At 62.0% G+C, this 19,546-nt stretch carries 9 protein-coding genes and 2 pseudogenes; 1 reads left to right on the forward strand and 10 read right to left on the reverse strand.

Annotated elements, in window-relative coordinates; genetic code table 11:
- Positions 1–162: 162 nt before the first annotated feature.
- On the reverse strand, positions 163–2,538 hold the full coding sequence (gene xdhB, locus HHL24_RS14665) for a xanthine dehydrogenase molybdopterin binding subunit (protein WP_169486180.1): 2,376 nt from the start codon (positions 2,536–2,538) through the stop codon (positions 163–165).
- Between the two features lie 29 nt (positions 2,539–2,567).
- On the reverse strand, positions 2,568–4,097 hold the full coding sequence (gene xdhA, locus HHL24_RS14670; protein ID WP_169486181.1) for a xanthine dehydrogenase small subunit: 1,530 nt from the start codon (positions 4,095–4,097) through the stop codon (positions 2,568–2,570).
- 388 nt (positions 4,098–4,485) lie between these two features.
- On the opposite strand from xdhA, the gene HHL24_RS14675 reads away from it, so the two are divergent.
- A complete protein-coding gene (locus tag HHL24_RS14675; protein ID WP_169486182.1) occupies positions 4,486–5,697 on the forward strand; it encodes an MFS transporter in 1,212 nt (403 codons plus the stop codon).
- 418 nt (positions 5,698–6,115) lie between these two features.
- Here the strand turns inward: HHL24_RS14675 and HHL24_RS14680 are convergent.
- From HHL24_RS14680 to aspT (HHL24_RS14715), 8 genes and pseudogenes are all read right to left on the reverse strand, one after another.
- Positions 6,116–7,510 (reverse strand): annotated as a pseudogene (locus HHL24_RS14680) (ShlB/FhaC/HecB family hemolysin secretion/activation protein); the annotation flags it as partial.
- 653 nt (positions 7,511–8,163) lie between these two features.
- Positions 8,164–11,040, reverse strand: a pseudogene (locus HHL24_RS14685) (two-partner secretion domain-containing protein); the annotation flags it as partial.
- 269 nt (positions 11,041–11,309) lie between these two features.
- On the reverse strand, positions 11,310–11,558 hold the full coding sequence (locus HHL24_RS14690) for a hypothetical protein (RefSeq protein WP_169486184.1): 249 nt from the start codon (positions 11,556–11,558) through the stop codon (positions 11,310–11,312).
- A 20-nt stretch (positions 11,559–11,578) separates the two neighbouring features.
- Positions 11,579–12,511 carry a tyrosine-type recombinase/integrase gene (locus HHL24_RS44785; RefSeq protein WP_169486185.1) on the reverse strand — a complete coding sequence of 311 codons (933 nt, stop codon included), beginning with the start codon at positions 12,509–12,511 and terminating at the stop codon, positions 11,579–11,581.
- A 141-nt stretch (positions 12,512–12,652) separates the two neighbouring features.
- On the reverse strand, positions 12,653–13,882 hold the full coding sequence (locus HHL24_RS14700) for a pyridoxal-phosphate-dependent aminotransferase family protein (RefSeq protein WP_169486186.1): 1,230 nt from the start codon (positions 13,880–13,882) through the stop codon (positions 12,653–12,655).
- A 113-nt stretch (positions 13,883–13,995) separates the two neighbouring features.
- Positions 13,996–15,660: a bifunctional aspartate transaminase/aspartate 4-decarboxylase gene (locus HHL24_RS14705; protein WP_169486187.1), complete on the reverse strand. Its 1,665-nt coding sequence runs from the start codon at positions 15,658–15,660 to the stop codon at positions 13,996–13,998.
- Between the two features lie 103 nt (positions 15,661–15,763).
- Positions 15,764–17,446 (reverse strand): aspartate-alanine antiporter, encoded by a 1,683-nt coding sequence (gene aspT / locus HHL24_RS14710; RefSeq protein ID WP_169486188.1) that lies wholly within the window; start codon positions 17,444–17,446, stop codon positions 15,764–15,766.
- Between the two features lie 130 nt (positions 17,447–17,576).
- Positions 17,577–19,262 carry an aspartate-alanine antiporter gene (gene aspT, locus HHL24_RS14715; protein ID WP_169486189.1) on the reverse strand — a complete coding sequence of 562 codons (1,686 nt, stop codon included), beginning with the start codon at positions 19,260–19,262 and terminating at the stop codon, positions 17,577–17,579.
- Positions 19,263–19,546 lie beyond the last annotated feature (284 nt).

Consider the following 19,546-nt stretch of genomic DNA (forward strand, 5'->3'; position numbering starts at 1 on the left):
ATCCAGTTGGTTTCGATATTTGCACGATGACGTTGCCTGAAGATTTCTAACGGTTGCTCGCGACTGCTGGCTGCACTGACGGCCCTCGCGGCTACAGACAGTTCCTCGCAATTTCACGCGTAACGCGGCGGCTACGCCAGCGTCACGCGCTCATGGCAACGCTTACTGCCGCGCCGCCGCAGTCGCCGCAGTCGCCGCCCGCACGGCGCCGACGGCCTTGAGGATTTCCTCGCTGGTCGCGGGCGCATTCAGCGGCGGATTGACCTTGTGGTTACCCACGGCCGACACCGCATCGCGCACGGCAAAGAACACCGAGAACGGCAGCAGCAGCGGCGGCTCGCCGGTCGCCTTCGAACGATGGATGCTGTCCTCCGCATTGCGGTTTTTGAACAGACGCACACGGAAATCGGGCGGCGTATCGTTGACGGTCGGAATCTTGTAGGTGGACGGAGCGTGCGTCATCAGCTTGCCGCCCGCGTTCCACCACAGCTCTTCAGTCGTGAGCCACCCCATGCCCTGAATGAACGCGCCCTCCACCTGGCCGACGTCGAGCGCCGGGTTCAGCGATGCGCCCACGTCATGCAAAGCGTCCGCGCGCAGCACGCGCATTTCGCCGGTCAGCGTATCGATCACCACTTCCGACACGGCCGCGCCGTACGAGTAGTAGTAGAACGGGCGGCCTTGCAGCTTCGATTGATCCCAGTAGAGCTTCGGCGTTGCGTAGAAACCGTCCGACCAGAGCTGGACACGCGCGACGTAGGCCTTCGCGATCACTTCTTCGAACGGCACGATCACCTCGCCGACCGCCACGCGGTCGTGCACGAAACGCACTTCCGAGGCAGTCACCTGCCCTGCGCCGAAACGCTCGGCGGCAAAGGCTGACAGGCGTTCACGCAACTGGCGCGCGGCATCTTGCGCAGCCTTGCCGTTCAGGTCCGAACCGGTCGACGCAGCGGTCGCCGACGTATTGGCGATCTTGCTGGTATCGGTCGCCGTGACGCGGATGCGGTTAAAGCCGATGCCCAGTTCATGCGCGACGACCTGCGCGACCTTCGTGTTCAAACCCTGGCCCATTTCGGTGCCGCCGTGGTTCACCAGTACCGAACCATCGGTGTAGATGTGCACCAGCGCGCCGGCCTGATTGAAGTGGGTCACGTTGAACGCGATACCGAACTTGACCGGCGTCAGCGCCAGACCCTTCTTCAGTACTTCGTTGTTCGCATTGAACTCGTTGATCGCCGCACGGCGCGCGCGGTATTCGCTGGTCGCCTCAAGTTCGTCAATCAGCTCGTGAATCACGTTGTCTTCGACCACCTGCCCATACGGCGTCTGGTTGCGCTCGGTCTTGCCGTACAGATTGCGACGGCGCACGTCGAGTGAATCTTCGCCCACCGAACGCGCGACGTTGTCCATGATGTACTCGATCGCGAACGCGCCTTGCGGACCGCCGAAGCCGCGGAACGCGGTATTCGACTGCGTGTTGGTCTTGCCGCAGAAGCCGTCGATCGTCACGTCGGACAACCAGTACGCGTTGTCGAAGTGGCACAGCGCGCGCGTCATCACCGGACCGGAGAGGTCGGCGGAGAAGCCGCAACGTGAGGTCATGTCGACCGTCACGCCGTCGATCACGCCCTTGTCGTCATAGCCCACTTCATACGTGTAGTGGAAGTCATGGCGCTTGCCGGTGACCATCATGTCGTCGTCGCGGTCCGGACGCAGCTTGACCGGGCACAGCAGCTTCCATGCAGCCAGCGCCGCGCAGCATGCGAACAGACCCGATTGCGATTCCTTGCCGCCGAAGCCACCGCCCATGCGGCGGCATTCGATCAGCACGTTGTGCGACGCCACGCCCAACGCGTGCGCGACCATGTGCTGCATTTCGGTCGGGTGCTGCGTCGAACAGTAGACGTGCATGCCGTCGTCGTCCTTCGGCACCGCGTACGAAATCTGGCCTTCCAGATAGAACTGTTCCTGGCCGCCGAGCAGCATCTCGCCGGCTTCACGATGTGCCGCACGGGCGATCTTCGTGCCGGCTTCGCCGCGCGCGAGTTTCATCGGCGGCAGGACGTGCTGGTTCGCGGCGCGGGCCTGTTGTGCGGTAAGGATCGCGGGTAACTCTTCATAGACGACTTCGGCACGGCGCGCAGCCAGACGCGCGATTTCATGCGAGGTCGCAACCACGATGAACATCGGCTGGCCGACATATTGCACGACACCGTCGGCGAGAATCGGATCGTCGCCGTGGATGATCGGACCCACGTCATTGACGCCGGGGATATCGCCTGCAGTGAAGATCGCGACCACGCCGGGCGTGGCACGCACTTTGTCGAGCGCCATCGAGACGATCTTCGCGTGCGCTTTCGGCGACAGGCCGAGCGCGGCGTGCAGCGTGCCAGCGAGCGTCGGGATGTCGTCGGTATAAGTGGCGCGGCCGCTCACGTGCAGATGCGCGGACTCGTGCGGACGCGAGATGTGGACCTGGGTAAAGTCGTCGAGATCCTGAAGGTCTTTCAGGAACGGTTCGGCATGCTGATTCATTCTAATGTTCTCCGTATCCTTGTGGCGTCTCAGGCGCTTGCGCCGACAGGTGCGCAAGCAGCGGCAACCGCACGAACATCCAGTGCGCTCTTCGGCAGCGGATTGTTCGGACGCGTTTCGAGCCAGAAGCGGTACAACGTGTTCTTCGCCGCTTCGAGGCGGTAGTTGCTGGTCGCACGCATGTCGCTAAGCGGCGCGTAGTCGTTGCCGAGCGCGAGCATCGCGGCCTGCGCGGTCGCTTCGTGCCATTCGGCGTCGCGCAGCACGGCTTCGGCATGCGTCGCGCGCTTCGAGGTGGCAGCCATGCCGCCGAACGCAATGCGCGGCTCGCGGATCACGTTGCCGTCGGCGATGAAGGAGAACGCGGCGCACACGGCCGAGATGTCCGAGTCGAAACGCTTCGACAGCTTATAGGTGCGGAACTGCAGGTTCTTGCGCGCGCCGGTGCGGGTCGGCACCTTGAGTCCGACGACGAACTCATGCTCCGCCATGTCCTTCTTCTGATACGCGAGGTACAGATCCTCGAGCGGCATTTCGCGTTCGATCTCGCCGCCGCGCACGATCACATGCGCGCCGAGTGCGATCAGGCCAGGCATCGAATCGCCGATCGGCGAGCCGTTGGCGATGTTGCCGCCGAGCGTGCCGGCATTGCGGATCGGCAGCGACGCGAAGCGTTGCCACATTTCGGTGAGTTCCGGATATTGCTTCGCGATTTCCGCATAAGCCTTTTCGACGGTCACGCCCGCGCCGATCTCGATCCAGTCGTCATTGGTTTCGAGCTTTTGCAGCTCGGCGATCTGGCCGACGTAGACAATGTTGCCCAAATCACGCATCAGCTTGGTGACCCACAGGCCGATGTCCGTGCTGCCGGCGAGGATGCGGGCAGCCGGTTCGGCTTCCTTGATTTTCGCGAGCGCGTCGACGGTGCGCGGCGCGGCGAACTGCTGGCCGGCGTGCTGATAGTGAAACGTGTCCTTGCGCTCGAGCGTAGCGAGCGTTTTCGACAACGCGTCGACATTGACCGGCGCTTTCGGCGCGGGGGCTTCGAACATGCGCACAGCGGCGTCGACGATCGGACGATAGCCGGTGCAGCGGCACAGATTGCCGGTCAGCGCGTTGCTGATCGCGTCGCGCGACGGCACGGTCTTGTTCGCGCAGCTATGTTCATGGCCGTGCTTTTCGTACAGCGACCACATCGACATCACGAAACCCGGCGTGCAGAAGCCGCACTGCGAACCGTGGCACTCGACCATCGCTTCCTGCACCGGATGCAGCGAGCCATCCGGCTGACGCAGGTCTTCGACGGTGAAAAGCGCTTTGCCGTCCAACGTCGGCACGAACTGGATGCAGGCGTTCACCGCCTTGAAATCGACGCCGCCCGCCTCGTTGCGCTCGCCGATCACGACCGTGCACGCGCCGCAGTCGCCTTCGGCGCAACCTTCCTTGGTGCCGGTGCAATGCGCGTCCTCGCGCAAATACTGCAGGACGGTGCGGGTGACAGGCGCATCCTTGATCTCGCGGATTGCGTTGCGGTGGTAGAAGCGAATCGGCTCAGTCATGTCTCGTTACTCTCAATGTTCTGTGTCCGTGGGACGTGCTGCGATGATGGTTCGAAAACTATCACCGTCAATAAATACAACCCATAGCAGGGATCGCATGCGGGACATATTCACAAAACGATATAGAGATAGGTTTGAGGGTCGGCCGGCTTATGTTGACGTGACTGTTTTGCCATATTTTCATAACAATTGCAGCTTTATAACCACTTCTGGTTACGGTCCATTGACTTGCTGCGCATGAAAAGACCGCTCGTGCTGGGTGAAAACGAACGACTAAATGACTCTGGCACCCTTTTTTAGTCGCCAAAATTATTAAGCAATCCCTGCAAGGGAATCGGTTCCATGGGAAAATCACGCCTTCCCGCCGTTTTCAAGTCTCGTTTTCCCCATGTCCACCGACTCAGCGACACCTCGCAGCGAATTTGCGACGACCATGCAGATCATTCCGGTCGTCTTTTTCACGTTTCTTTGCTACCTGACGATCGGCATTCCGCTCGCGGTGCTGCCTGGCTACGTCCACGACGACCTGGGTTACAGCGCGATCCTGGCCGGCGCGGCGATCAGCGTGCAGTACCTGGCGACGCTGGCATCGCGGCCGCTGGCCGGCCGTTCGGCCGACACATTGGGGCCGAAGCGGACGGTGACGATCGGCTTGCTGGGCTGTGGCGCGAGCGGGATTTTGTTGCTGCTGGCCGTGTTGTGCGGGCGCTGGCCGGTGTTGAGCCTGGGATTGCTGGTGTGCAGCCGTCTCGTGCTCGGTTTCGGCGAAAGCCTGTGCGGCACCGGCGCGATTTTGTGGGGCATTGGCCGGGTGGGTACGAGCAACAATGCGCGGGTGATTTCGTGGAACGGCATCGCGACTTACGGCGCGCTCGCGATTGGCGCGCCGCTCGGTGTGGCAATTGCGCACTCGGTTGGGTTCGCCGCGTTGGGCATTCTGGTGATTCTGCTGGCGGCGCTCGGCTTTTATCTGGCGCGGCCCATTGCGCCGGTGCCGATCGTGCATGGCGAGCGGATGTCGTACCGGAGCGTGTTCACGCGGGTGCTGCCGCATGGGATCGGGTTGGCGCTGGGGTCGGCCGGCTTTGGGTCGATTGCGACGTTCATCACGCTGTTTTATGCCGCGCGGCATTGGCCCAATGCGGCTTTGTCGTTGACTGTTTTCGGCACGCTGTTCATCGGCGCGCGCTTGCTGTTCGCCAACACGATCAAGGCCTACGGCGGGTTCCGGGTCGCGATTGCTTCGTTTTCGTTTGAATGCGCCGGGCTGTTGATGTTGTGGCTGGCGCCTGAGCCGCATATCGCTCTTGCTGGGGCGGCGTTGACCGGGTTTGGGTTTGCTTTGGTGTTCCCGGCTCTCGGTGTTGAGGCGGTTGGGCTTGTGCCGCCCGCTAGCCGTGGCGCGGCTTTGTCGGCCTATTCGGTGTTTCTCGATCTCTCGCTGGGGATTACCGGGCCGCTGGCCGGGTATATCGCTGGGGAGTTCGGCTATGCGCAAGTGTTTCTCTTTGCAGCGGTGGCTTCAGCGCTGGCAGTCGTGCTGTCGACCATGATGTATCTGCGCAATTCGCGGGCGCCGAATGCGCCTGCTGCTACTTGATTTTTTTTGCTCGCTCGGCGTGTTGTTCGTCTGTGGTTCTGGTTTGGGTGCCTTTTCTTGATCTTTGTGCCTTCGCGGCGCTTGTTCGTCTGTATGCCTAAGGGATTGGCCTTTCCTTGCTCTGGCTTTGGGGCCTTTCCTTGTTTTGTTAATGGCCTATTAGCGCCGCCCCGCACAGAGGCATTATGCAGGTAAACCCGTATTCCCTGCAACCCTTGCCAGGCAAGGGTTGCAGCGGTTAGCTCCGTTGCGGCGTCCATCCAAATACGTTCCGTGGGGAGTCAGTGGGGAATTTGCGGAAGTCTTGCGGGAATCTGCACGGCCCCTGTTTCCGAACCCTGCGCGAGCGTTCGAGCTGGTTGCTTACATTGATTGCCACGGGACTTTGCTCGCGCCACGCTGCCCGTGCCCCTGCGCTTCAGAACTGGGCAGTCAGTTGAAACCCGACCATCGCCCGTGCGGTCGGGAAGCCAGCCGGTTTGTAGATCGGCGTCCCCGTAAACAGGTCATACGAGACTCCCATATACCGCGATGGAATGCCGCCGCGAATCCCGACCACGGCACCCGCCAGTTGCGTGCCCGCCAGAAATGCCGTGTTAGGCCCGAACACGCGCCCATAGTCGATCCCCGCGTATAGCGTCTGCCCGGTCTGCCCGAGCGGCACCTGTAGCTCATTACGCCAGTACAAACCGCGTTCTGCCGCCAGCATTGTCTCGCCGTCGAAGCCGCGCACTGTGTAGCGACTGCCGATCGTCAGGTCGTCCAGATAGAACAGCGTGTCGTTCGTGAACTGCCCGTGTACGGTCGTCACATAGCGGAAGTTCTGTGTCGCAACGGCGAACGGCACCGACAGGTTCGCATCAAGCACAGCCATGTGGAACCGGTATGTGGGGCCGCCCGGGTTCGGGTCGGGCGTCGCGCCGAGCCCACCGATACCCTGACGGTAGGCGAGCGTCCCGTCAAACTGTGCAGCACCGAAGTAATGTCGGTCGGTCATGCCCAATTCCAGAAACGTGTTGTCACGCTGCTGCTGCGGTAAGTCCGTGTCGTCGATGAAACTGGCACCGAAGCGCTTCGATAGCTGCACGTAGCCACCAAGCACGTCGCTCTGGCTACGCGTGATAACACGTGCGAGTCGCAACGCAGCCGTCTGAGAGTTGCCGCTTGAAACAAACGTCTGGTTCACCCCCGCGATGTTCTGGTAGTACGTGTTGGTGTTGCCCGACAGTGTCGCGGTCCAGTAGCCCCAGGGGATTGAATACGAGCCACTGAACCCATGCGAGCCAAGTGACTTGTTGCCGAACGACAGATCCTGATTCGCGCCAGCCGTGAACACGTCGTTCAGGCCGAGTGCATTGTCGATGCCAAGGCTGACGTTACCATGCCATTTACCCGTCGACTCGGTGCCCGAGTTATCGACCGAAGCGACGAAGGTCCAAGGCTTCGCTCGCTTGACCGACAGCACCACATCGCTTTCGCCCGGTACATCGGTCGGGCGGATTTCCATGCTCACGTCCTGGCTGCTGACGCGCTTCATCTGCTCCAGACCCTGTTCAAGATCGCGCAGGTTCAGCAGATCGCCGCCGCGCGTCGGATAGGCAGTCTTCCATGTGCCCCACACCGAATTGTCGGCGAAAGTGATGTTACGCAAGACACCCGGCACAAGCGTAAGCGTGAGGCTTCCGCCCGTCAGGTCTTGCGGCTGCACGAGTACGCGCGTGGTGACGTAGCCGCGGCTCAGAATTGCCTGTTGCAGTCCCTTGGTGAGCACGTCGATACCTTGTTTCCCGACGCATTGGCCCCGGTAATGTTCGCCGCTTCCAGCGTCGCGCCGTTGCGGAATGTCCCCGGCAAGGTAAAGGTCACGTCGTGGCCTGCGGCGAACTGCAAATCTGGCGTGGGCGCGAAATCGCCCTGTACGGCTACCGCGACATCATTGGCCGCACTGTATGCGCCTCCTCCCGTGAGTGCCGCAGCACTGACGGACAGGTTATGTGTCGCGCCGATCTGGCCGTTCGTGTTCGTGACGGCGCCGGCGGTCGTGATCGCGACATTGCCATTCGAGCCGGTCAGGTTGCCGATCTGGCCGCCGGTGTTATCGACCGTACCGGCCTGCACCGTAACGTTCGCGCCGCTCACTTGGCCGTTCTGCGTGTTCACGAGTGCCGAGGTATCGACGGCCACATTGCCGTTACCCGTCATTACGCCGCCAGTGTTCACGGTCTGGTTGCCACCGTGGATGGTCGTGTCGCCTGTGCCGAGATTGCCGGCAAGCCCGTTCGTGTTATCGACGGACGCGGCCTGTATGCCGAGTGTGCTCGCGTCGCTCGCCGCACCCGTGCCGGACTGGATCTGTCCGTTTGTGTTCGTCAGCGTGCCGCCGCTATCGAGCGAGAGGGACGAGAGCGAGCGAACTGCGCCCTGCGTGTTGTTCACGTTGCCCGTGATGTTCGCCGCGATATTGCCCTGAGCGGCGAGCACGCCATTCGAGTTGTTCAGGCTGCCGGCCTGCGCGGCAAGCTGGCCTGCGGTGATGATCCTGCCACCGACGTTCGAGAAGGTGCCCGCGCCGTTGCCCGGTGCAATGGTCAGCCTGCCCGTTCCGGCATCGAGGATCGAACCACCGTCATTGATGAGCACACCAGGGGCAAGTGTCAGGTCGGTGCTGTTGGTCTGGAATGTGCCGCCGTTCGAGTTGTCGAACGTGCCGCTGATATTGAAGCCCATCGACGACAGGCCGTATTGCGTGATCGTGCCGCCGTGGTTGACGAGGTCCGTCGCGTTCAGCGCAAGCTGGTTCGCCTCAATGTCGCCGCCGCTGTTGTCGAGCGTGCTGCCGGTCGTCACCGTGAGGTTCGGCGCGACAATCGAGCCGCCGCTGTTGGTCAGTGATCCCGCCCGGACCGATGCGTTCATGCCCGCGCCGATCTGGCCGCCGTTGTTGTTCAGCGTGCCGCTGGCCACGCTCAGGTCGGTATTCGACAGCAGCTTGCCATTTGTGTTGTTCAGTGCGCCAATGGTTGTCGCCGTCAGTCCGTTCTGGCCGATGACAGAGCCCGCCGTATTGTTGAGCGTCCCGGCCTGAATCGCGGCCTGGCCGTTGGTGGTAATCGCGCCGCCAACGTTGGACACGGCACCCGCGCCATTACCCGTGTTGATTGTCAGTTTGCCTTTGCCGGCGTGCGTAATCGTGCCGCCGTCGTTGTCGAGCGTGGCCGGTGCAATGGTCAGGTCCGTGCTGTTGCTTTGCAGCGTGCCGTCTGCCGAATTGTCGAGTGTGCCCGTTACGTCGAGCGTCGTCGCGCCGGTTCCGGTCTGCGTGATGGTGCCCGCGTGGTTGACGAGGTTCGCCGCGTGCAGCGTGAACTGGTTGGCGCTGGCCGAGCCGTGGCTGTTGTCGAAGGTGGCCGCCGAGAGCGTGAGCGCACCGGCCGCGCCGAATTGACCCGCGTTCGTCAGTATCGTGCCGGCCGATGCGTTGACGTTGCCGTTCGCCGCCAGCGTGCCGCTGCTGAACAGCGTTTGCACAGCAGCCGCTATCAGGTTCTGAACGGCCGTGATTGAACCCGCGTTTGCGATCTGTCCGGCCTGCACGGTCACATTGCCGTTGCCCCCGATGGTGCCAGCCCCGGTGCCGCCCATTCCATTGTTCAGCAGGCCGGCCGCGGAGAGCGTCAGCCCGTCACCGTTCAGCGACGCAACACGTCCGGCAGTGTTATCAAACGAGCCCGCGCTCGCCGTCAGCGCGCCCGCCGCCTGCATCGTGCCGCCCGCGTTCGAGACTGCACCCGTGACGTTTACCGAGAGCGTGCCGGCCGATACGATCTGGCCGTTGCGGTTTGACAGCGCACCCGCTTTGACCGTCAGTGTGCCGTCCGACGACAGCGTGCCGTTGTCATTGGTCAGCGTACCCGCTGCATCGGCCGTGAGCGTGCCGCCTGCCGTGACCGTCGCGCCTGAAGTGTTCAGGTCGCCCGCTGTCGCGGTCGAGACGAGGTTGCCATTCGCTGAGGTGCTGCTACCGGCGAGATTGATGGATGCACCTTGCAGGTTCGCGTTACCACCCGCTGCATTGCGGCAGGTCGACGCAAGCGCGCCGCCTGTTGTTACCGACAGGTTGCCCGATTGCGCCAGGCTGCCGTCGCCGTTCACGCCCGCGCCGAGCGTACCCGTTGATGCGATACTGCCCGCACCAACGGTCATGTTCTGTTGAGCGGCAAGCAGGCCGCTATTCGTGAGCGCGCCCGACGTGGTCGCGCTGACGTTCCGCTGGGCGTAGGTCGTCCCGTTGTTGTCAATGCCGTCACGCGCGGACAGCGCGAGGTTCCCGCTCGCGCTGGTCTGTCCGGTGAGGACGAGCTTGCCCTGTGTGGTCAGCGTCAGATCGCCCGCCTGCGCGGCAAGCACGCCTTTGGTGGACACGCCAACGCCGTTTTCCGTGCCCACCAGAACGATCCGATTCGCATACATACCGCCGAGGCTGCTCACATCAATGGAGACGCCCGGCGCTGGACCGTTGCCCGCGATTGGCGTGGCGGTGAGCGTGTCGTGGTCGATGGCATTTGCGCCCGTCACGACGTTCAGGTTTTTCGCGTAGATCGCCGCGTTGGCCTGCACGGCTCGCGCGAGCAGGTCCACCTGGTCGACATCGGTCGTGTTCAGCCCCGCGCCCTGAATCGTGATACTCCCGCCCGTCACGTTGAAGCCCGAAAGGGAGCCGTCTGACGCGAAGTTCGGCGTGCCGGTCGTGAGGATTGCGCGCGACGTATTGATGAAGCCACCGCCGTTCACGCTGATACCCGACCCGTTCGCGATGACGACTTCCGCGCGTTGTCCCGCAACTTCGAGATGGCCGTTGATCTGGCTCGCCGCGCTGCTGTTGACCTGGTTGACGATGACCCGCGCCGACTGGCCGGGACCGAAATTCGGATTGCCGTTAATCATGCCGGCCTGCTGCGTCTGCACGATTGCCGGCGAGTTGTTCAGAATTGCGCCTTTCTGCTGCACGTCGAACTGGCCGTAGGTATTCATCGACACACCGGCGCCCGAAGGCCGGTTGATGTTCACCTGGTCGAGTCCGTTCTGTGTCTGTATGACTGAAGGCGCGTGTGCGCCACCCGGTACGATCTGTGCGCCTGACCACGACGGCAGCGCGCCGAGTAGCGCAAGTGCGGCGAACGCGATTTGCCGCAAGGTGAACAGCGCTGAATGACCTGCCGGGTTATCGCGGTTGCATGCCCTGGTCTCTCCGTTTTGTTTCCCTGTCCCCGTGGCAGTTTCCTCGACGGCTACAAGCATGTTTCTCAGTCGGCTGAATACCAGCCGGTAGTTGTTCCTGTTCATCTGGCCCGTTCGTTATGCTAATTTCTAGTGAGCGGTAAACTAGCGCCAGATGAAACGATCAGGGTCGGAGTTCTCACCACACTTGAGCCAGATACAACGCTTCACATCAAATCAGACTCGTCCTATCGATCGTCGAACGGATATGAAGCAGCGCAAAAAAAGCCCGCACTTGGCGGGCTTAAGAGTTATCAATTCAGGTGCACAAAGCGACCCGCAATCCAGAACAGCAAGGCATGCTTCCCGGTATCCTGGGCGCCTGTCGGGTCCGTCTAACGCGCGATGTCATCCGCTGACTCGTTGTGCGCCGCTCGAGCAAGAGCGGCACGTACATCAGACAGGGCTGCTTCGAACAGACCGAAAATCGAAACCTGTCCGACCAGGTCAAGTCCGGAGAACTGCTCGGCTACTTCTTCAAGGCTCAAAAGTCCCGCCAGAGCCTGCAGCTGGTCAACGCGGATAACAGCGGCGTCGAATGCGGCGTCATTTTGCTGCCGGTCTGGGTGCAGAAATTTAGCCATGACGCACCTCAGTTGCGCTGTTACAAGGCTCGATTAAGGCGCGTACTGGGGCGCGGCGCGTATTGATGGACTCGCGACAGGCGAATTGCGTCAGCCTGGAATGGGCGGGGATTGCATGCATGGTGCGGCTTCCTTTTGCGGGTTGCATGACCCGGCTCCGACGCCAATCGGGTGGCCGGGCACAAGGCAGGGTTGGCGTACCGGCGCAAAAGGAAACCGGCGAGCGCGAGCGCTCCCCCACCAAGGATCGGCTGCACCGGGCCGCTACAGGTCTGCGCCTTCCATGCCTTCAGCACCTGGATGACTTCGTCGCACATTGGCACATAGCGCGTGCGGTCGCCCTTGCTGGTTGCCTTGCGAACGCGGATACGCTCGTTGTCAAAATCGACGTCGGGCCATTGAAGTTGCATCTGTTCGCCGCGACGCAGGCCGGTGCCAAGCGCGACCAGCACCGCTGGCTTGACATGATCGACGTAGGCAGCATCGGGACCATAGACGACGTCACAGCGCGCATCTGAGTCGATCTGCGCATGACTCGTGCGCAGCCGCGCCTCACGTACATCGAGCGCCGCGCGCAACCGGATTTCCATGTCCGGGCGCAGCCACTGGTCGCGACCTTCGCCTTCGTCGAACAGCGCCTTGTTATCGTTCATCACCTGGGCGACCGGATTTGCGGTGATGAAGTCGAGCCTGATCGCGTGGGAGAATAGTCCGCGCAGCGCGGTCAGCTTGCGCCGGACCGACGCCGGGCACATGATGCGGTCCTCGCCGACCTCCTTTTCCAGTTCCGCATAGGCCCACTCCAGCACCTGCTGCACACTGATGCGGTTCATCGTGCCAGGAAAAGCCTTACCCAGCTTGCGCAGTTCGGTAATGGTCCTCGGCGCGGTCTTGATGGTTGCGCGCAGGCGCTTGCCGTAGTGGCCATCAATGAATCCGTCGATCGTCGGCACGACCTTCGCGGCGTGTTCGGTGCGGTGCGCGCGTTCGCGTTTACGTACGATCTCGCTTCAAGGAAAGGCACCAAAACCAGATCAAGGAAAGGCCACCGCCTTAGGCATACAGACGAACAAGCGCCGCCAAAGGCAAAACCCTCACTTCCCTTCCGACAACCCACGCTCTAGCGCCGCCACGCCAGCCGGCAACTCAACCTTAACCCCAAGATCCACCATCGTTCGCCCGAGCGCGTGCAAGGTTCTGAACAGGTTGTGCTCCCGGCACTGCTCGCCCATCTGCCCAATCCGAACGATCGGCAAACCAAACGAACCCGAGATTTCCACCTGGTGATGCCGCGAGATGTGGCCACAGATATCAGCAGGACTTAACCGCTCCGGCACGACGATGCCGACCACCGAGTTCAGGCGGCAAGGCGCCGGGGCATAGAGTTGCAAGCCCAGCGCGGTGATCCCCGCCTGAAGCGCCACCGAGCACTTCAAGTGCCGCGCAAAGCGCTTTTCGAGCGTCTCCGCACACACAAGCCGCAACGCCTCATGCAACGCGAGCACGCCCGACACCGGCGCCGTGTAGTGATAGCCCGCGTTGTGCCAGAAATTTTCCGCCAGCGATGCATCAAGACACCAATGCGCATTCGGCGCCGTGCGGCCCTTCACCCGCGCCCATGCCTCATCCGAAAACGCGATCAGCGAGACACCCGGGATTGAAGACAAGCCCTTCTGCCCACCCGTAATCACCGCGTCGATACCCCACGCGTCCATCTCCAGCGGCATCGTGCTCAGCGTACACACAGCATCGACAATAACCAGCGCACCGGCTGCTTTCGCGAGCGCCGCAATGTCCTTCAAATGATGGTTCCACACGGTATTGGACGTCTCGCCCTGCACCACCGTGACGATCTCCGGCCGCTCGCGACGAATCGCCTCGGCGACCTTTTCGAGGCTCGCCACCGTGCCGTCCTCGACGTCGAGCATCGCGACGTGCGCGCCGACGCGCCGTCCCATCTCCGCCATCCGCTCGCTGAAAAAACCGTTCCTGATGCTCAGCACCCGCGTGCCTTCCCACGCGAGGTTGGAGATCGCCATTTCCATCGCGGCCGAACCCGGACCGGCCACGCCCAGCACCCACTTCGAATTCGTCTGGAATACGTAGCGCGCCATGGTCTTCACCTGGCCGATCACCTTCACCATCGTGCCGCCCAGGTGATTGATCACGATCGTGTTGGCCTTGGCAACCGCCGCGGGAATCGGCACGGGGCCGGCGCCCATCATCAGCAACGGCTCTTCGGGAAGAATGGCGTCGAGCGATTCGACAACCGGACAGGGCACAGCGTAGGAAACGGGTACGGCAGATGTGGATGAAGTCGGCATGATCGGTACGTGAATGTCAGGGCGCAAAGGGACAAGCGGCCCCGCCAGCAATGACACTGGCGGGGCCGCTTGTCCGATCATTCACCGATCCGCGCAATTGCGCAAGGAGTTTGTCACTTCACCTTGGTCTTATCGAGCTTCTTGCCGGTTGCCGCGTTATACCGCTCGACATATTCCTCGATCAGCTTGCGCATCGCGCGGCCGATCTGCCGATAGTCCGACTCGTTCAGATTCGCCAGCGACACCCGTCCCGACGGATGCTGCGTACCGAAGCCGCGTCCCGGCAACAGCACCACGCGCGCCTCACGCGCGAGGCGGAACAACAGTTCGGACGGCTCGGTGTTCTTCAGCAGCCAGTCGACGAACTCGCGCCCAAACATGCGCTCGCCGAGAAACTCGATGTCGAGAATCGTGTAGTAATCGACCTGGTTCGGATCGTCGTCCTCAAACGAAATGCCGACCTCTTCATACAGTGCCTGCTTGCGCTTGCGGATCAGGCGCTTCAACGCGTTCTTGTACGCATCGGGCGTGTCCATCAGCGCGAACAACGAGAACAGCACCATCTGCACCTGCTGCGGCGTCGACAAACCCGCCGTGTGATTCAGCGCGACGGTGCGGCTGTCGGCGACCAGGCGATCGATGAACTTCAGCTTGTCCGGTTCGGTCGTGATCGACTCGTAGCGCTCGTGCAACTGCTTCTTCGCGTCCTTCGGCAATTCGGCAATCAGCCTGTCGAGCACGTTGTCGCGATGCGTCGCGATGGTGCCCAGACGCCAGCCAGTCGCGCCGAAATACTTCGAGTACGAGTACACGAGGATGGTGTTCTTCGGCGCGAGCGCGAACAGCGAGACGAAGTCATCGGCAAAGGTGCCGTACACGTCGTCGGTCAACAGAATCAGATCGGGACGTTCCTTGACGATGTCGGCGATGTATTGAAGGCTCTCGTCGTTGATCTTCACCGAAGGCGGGTTGCTCGGGTTCACGAGGAAGAACGCTTTCACCTTCGGATCGCGCAGCTTGTCGAGTTCTTTCTTCGAATACTGCCAGCCGCTTTCGACCGTGGCTTCGAGATTGACGACGTTCAGCTGATAGTCGTTGAGGCGCGGGATTTCGATGTACGGCGTGAAGATCGGCAAGCCGAGCGCAATCGTGTCACCCGGCTTGATCAGGTGATTCTCGCGCATCGTGTTGAAGATGTACGTCATCGCCGCCGTGCCGCCCTCCACGGCGAACACGTCGAACTCGCCGACAAACGGATGGTTGCCGATCATTTCCTTGCGCAGATACTGCCCGACAATCAGTTCGGACAACTTGAGCATCCGGTCCGGCACCGGATAGTTCGATGCGAGAATCCCCTCGCACATTTCATAGAGGAAGTCGCCCGCGGAGAGTCCGAGCTGGTCGCGCACATACGAGATCGCGCCGCGCAGAAAGTCGATACCGGGTACGCCCTTGTTTTCGCGCAGGAACAGATCGAAGCGCTCCGTGAGCCCTTCGCGGCGCGGGAAGCCGCCTACGCCTTCCGGCATGTAGGCGAACGAACGCTCCGATTCGCGCATTGCAAAGAGACCGAGTTGCCAGAAGCCGTGGCGCGGAATCGTCGCGAGGAAGTTCGGATTGCCGCGCCCGGCGTTGAGCATCGAAGCATTAGCGGCACGCTCTACCGCGCCGCCACCGGCGGCCTTGATCAGTTCGTCCTTGAGTTCGAACGGGCTGAGCGCCGCAAAGCCGGCTTGAGCCATGTCGCCTTGTTTCTTGCCGCTTTTCTCTTTTGCCATGATGCGTTCTCCAATGTGCAAGTGAATGACGCCGGCGTCGCGAGTGACACGTTCTGTTGCCGCCGGCGTCAGAGAAATCGATAAATACGTGAGCTAAACCAGGCTAAACCAGTCCGACCACGAGCGGTCCGAGCAGCGTCAATGCGACGTTCGCAATCGCATACGTGATTGCGAACGGCACGGTCGGCACGGCGCTTTCCGCCTTGTCGAGCACACCGCCGAATGCCGGGTTGGCACTGCGCGAGCCGGATAGCGCGCCGGCCAGAATCGCCGCGTTTTTGTAGCCGAGCACGTAGCGGCCAAACAGCATGGTCAGCAACAACGGGAACAACGTCACGAACACGCCGAGCAGGAAGATCGTCATGCCGCTCTGCTTGACCGTCACAACCGCCTGCAAGCCGGAATTCAGGCCGACCACCGCGACGAACGCCGCGAGACCGAAGTCCTTCAGCAACTGCGAAGCCGCCGCCGGCATCGCGCCGTACATCGGATGCTTGCCGCGCATCCAGCCGAACAGCAAACCGGCCAGCAGACAGCCGCCACCCGAACCGAGCGTGAGCGGAATACCGCCCACGTTGAGGACGATCAGGCCGATCAGCAGACCGAGTACAAGGCCGACGCCCATGTAGATGAAGTCGGTTTTGTTGCTGTACGGGAGTTCGTAGCCGGCTGCATCGACGGCGCGCTTGGTGTCTTTAGGCGAACCGTAGAAGGTGATGACGTCGCCGTGCTCGAGCTTGGTCTCGGGCAGGACCGGCAGCGGCTGGCCGGCACGCGAGACGCTCTGGAGATAGACGCCGTGGCGCATGTCGCGATCCACGACTTCGCGTGCAGCGGCGATCGTCGTGTGGTTCATGCCCTTGCGGGTGAACACGCCTTCGCGCGTCTGCATCACGACGCCAATGTCGTCGACGTTGGCGATCTCGTTGCCGTTCGCGCCGAATGCGACCACTGCCTCACGGCGCCCCACCACCAGCACTTCGTCGTTAAGTTGCAACGCCAGATCGGGCGTCGGATCGAGGTTCTTACCATCACGCTTGATCCGCTCGATCGTCAACATGTCCTGATGCTGTGTCTCGACTGCCTTGACCGTTTTGCCGGCGCTGACATCGATCTTGTACGCACGCCCCACCAGTTCGGGCAACGCACGAATTTGCCCCACGCCGAGTGAAGACGCACCTGAAGACAGTTCACGCTCCGCTTCGATCGACGCCTCTCGCAACCCTTGCCCCATGAACTTCGGCAGGATGTTCACGCAGACGATAATCGCGCCGAGCGAGCCGAACACGTAGGTCACCGCGTAGGCAATCGCCACGTCCGATTGCAGCGACTTGACCTGATCGGCGGGCAGACCGAGACGCGCGATTGCGTCGCCGGCCGTGCCGATAATCGCCGACTGCGTCAGCGCACCACCCGCGAGCCCTGCAGCAAGACCCTTGTTCAGATGGAACAGCTTCGCGCAAACCACCACGGTGATCAGCGCGGAGACGGCAAGAAACACCGCCATCGCGATCTCACGCAGCGTCTTGCGGTTCAGCGAGTTGAAGAAGCCCGGCCCGGAGTCGTAGCCGACCGCGTAAATGAATACGGCGAACATCACCGATTTCACGCCGTTGTCGATCGTCACGCCCGCCTGACTGATCACGACCGCGGCCAGCAATGAACCGCCTACGCCGCCTAACTGGAATTTGCCGAAGTTGATCTGCCCGATGAAGTAACCGACTGCAAGCGACAGAAACAGCGCGATCTCGGGTGATTTCTGAAAAATATGGTGTAGCCAGTCCATCGTGCCCTCGCTGGATAGTTTGCGATACTGAGTGCTGCGTGCTGCGTGCTGCGTGCTGCATGTGCATACGGACCTCACGGCATCCGCATGCGGTCGACTGCGCGCCACGCCGCGCGAAGCCCCTAGCCGTCTAGCCGAATTTCCCGGCGAGGCCGACCACGACCGGCCCCATCAACGGCAACAGAATGTTCGAGAGTGCATAGGTGATCGTGTAGCCGATCACAGGCGTCGAATTGCCGGTCACGCCAACCAGCGCGCTGATCGCCGGCGTGCTGCATTGCTGTCCGGCAATGGCGCCGAGCAGCATGGGTGCTTCGAGCTTGAGAAATACGCGGCCGATCCAGAGCGACAGCAAACCGGGCACGAGCACCATCAGGATGCCGGCGACCGGCAGCGCCAGACCGTATTCGCGCACCAGCTTGATGGCATCGGGTCCCGCCGACAGACCGACGGCGGCAATGAAGGTGGCAAGACCGAAGTCCTTGAGAATCTGCGCGGCAGCCGAAGGCAACGAACCGACTAACGGATGGCGCGAACGGATCCAGCCGAAGAACAGCCCCGACAGCAGGCAGCCGCCGCCCGTGCCGAGCGCGATCGATACACCGCCGATGCGTCCGCCGATATGGCCGATCGCCATGCCGACCAGCACACCCAGGCCGAGATAAACGAAGTCGGTTTTCTGTGTCGCAGGGAGCACGTAGCCCAGACGCCGCGCACCACGCTCGACGTCGGCCTTCGCGCCCACCAGCGTCAGCACGTCGCCGCGATTGAGCTCGGTGCCGGGCAGTGCGGGCACCGTGGTTTCGAGCCGCGTGACAGCCGCGATATAGACGCCGCGCCCTTCTTCCGGCTTTGCCCGTTCGCGCACCTGCGCGACCGTCAGACCGTGCGCCTCGCTGCGCGTGAGCACGACATCGAGCTTCTCCGCAATGAGTTGGCCGAAGCCGGCATCCGCCACTTCTTCGCCGAGGCTGGCAGCCGCGGCCACGATCGCTTCGCGCCGCCCGGCCACGAGGATCAGGTCGCCGGCGGCCAACGACAGTTGCGGCTCGACCGGCACGTTGGCTCCGTTGCGCCGGACCCCCTCGATGGTCAGGTTGAAGCCATGCGTCTGTTCGAATACATGGATCGTCCCACCGGCCGCCGTCGCGCCGACCCGGAACGCGCGGCCCACAAGCGCCGGCGCCGCGGCCCGCTGCCCCTCGCCGAAGGCACCGTCGCCGCCGAGCTTGCGCCACACGCGCTCGGCTTCTTCGCGCAAGTTGACGCGCAACAGCAGCGGCGCGAACTGGCTGGTAAACAGGACGATGGTAATCAGGCCAAACAGGTAGCTCACGCTGTACGCGGTCACGATGTTGGCCTGCAGACGCAGCGTCTCTGCGTCGCTGAAGCCAAGTTTGGCAATCGCCTCTGAAGCCGTGCCGATCACGGCCGACTCCGTCGCGGCGCCGGCCAGCAAGCCGGCCGCCGTGCCGGCGTCGAGCCGCATCACGAGGACCGCGATCATGATCAGCACCAGCACCGACACGATCTCGACCACCGACAGCAAGCCATAGCGCCAGCCCCGGCCAATGTTGGCAAAGAACTGCGGCCCGCCGGTGAAGCCCAGCGCGAAGATGAACAGCGCAAACGCGATGTTCTTCAGGTCGGGGGCAAGCCGCGCGCCGGTCTGACCCAATAACAAGGCCACGATTAACGTGCCACAAACGCCCCCGAGTTGAATTGGCCCCACACGAAACGAACCAATGAAATATCCGATTGCAAGGCTTGCGAACAGCGCGATCTCCGGTTGAGACCTCAGCAATTCACCGATCATGTTGGCTCGCCGATTTACGGTTTATTAGCAGAAAGCTGAAAAAATCTCTCTGGAATTTGAAGCGAATTCGATCCGGGCCGCCATGACTCAGAAATGAAGCATCCGGCATAAGCGGATTCCGGTGAATGGAAACTTTATGGCAATGGCATGACGCGACTTGGCGTCAGAAAAGACATGCTGCAATGCAGCGACGAAAAACGAAATACTTTTCAGCAAGCTCGACAGTCACACATTCCTCGCGAAGTTGTCTAACGCAGTGAAAAATGCCATACCCTACTAATGGC

The sequence above is a fragment of the Paraburkholderia polaris genome, from assembly GCF_012927345.1.
Classification (GTDB): Bacteria; Pseudomonadota; Gammaproteobacteria; order Burkholderiales; family Burkholderiaceae; genus Paraburkholderia; species Paraburkholderia polaris.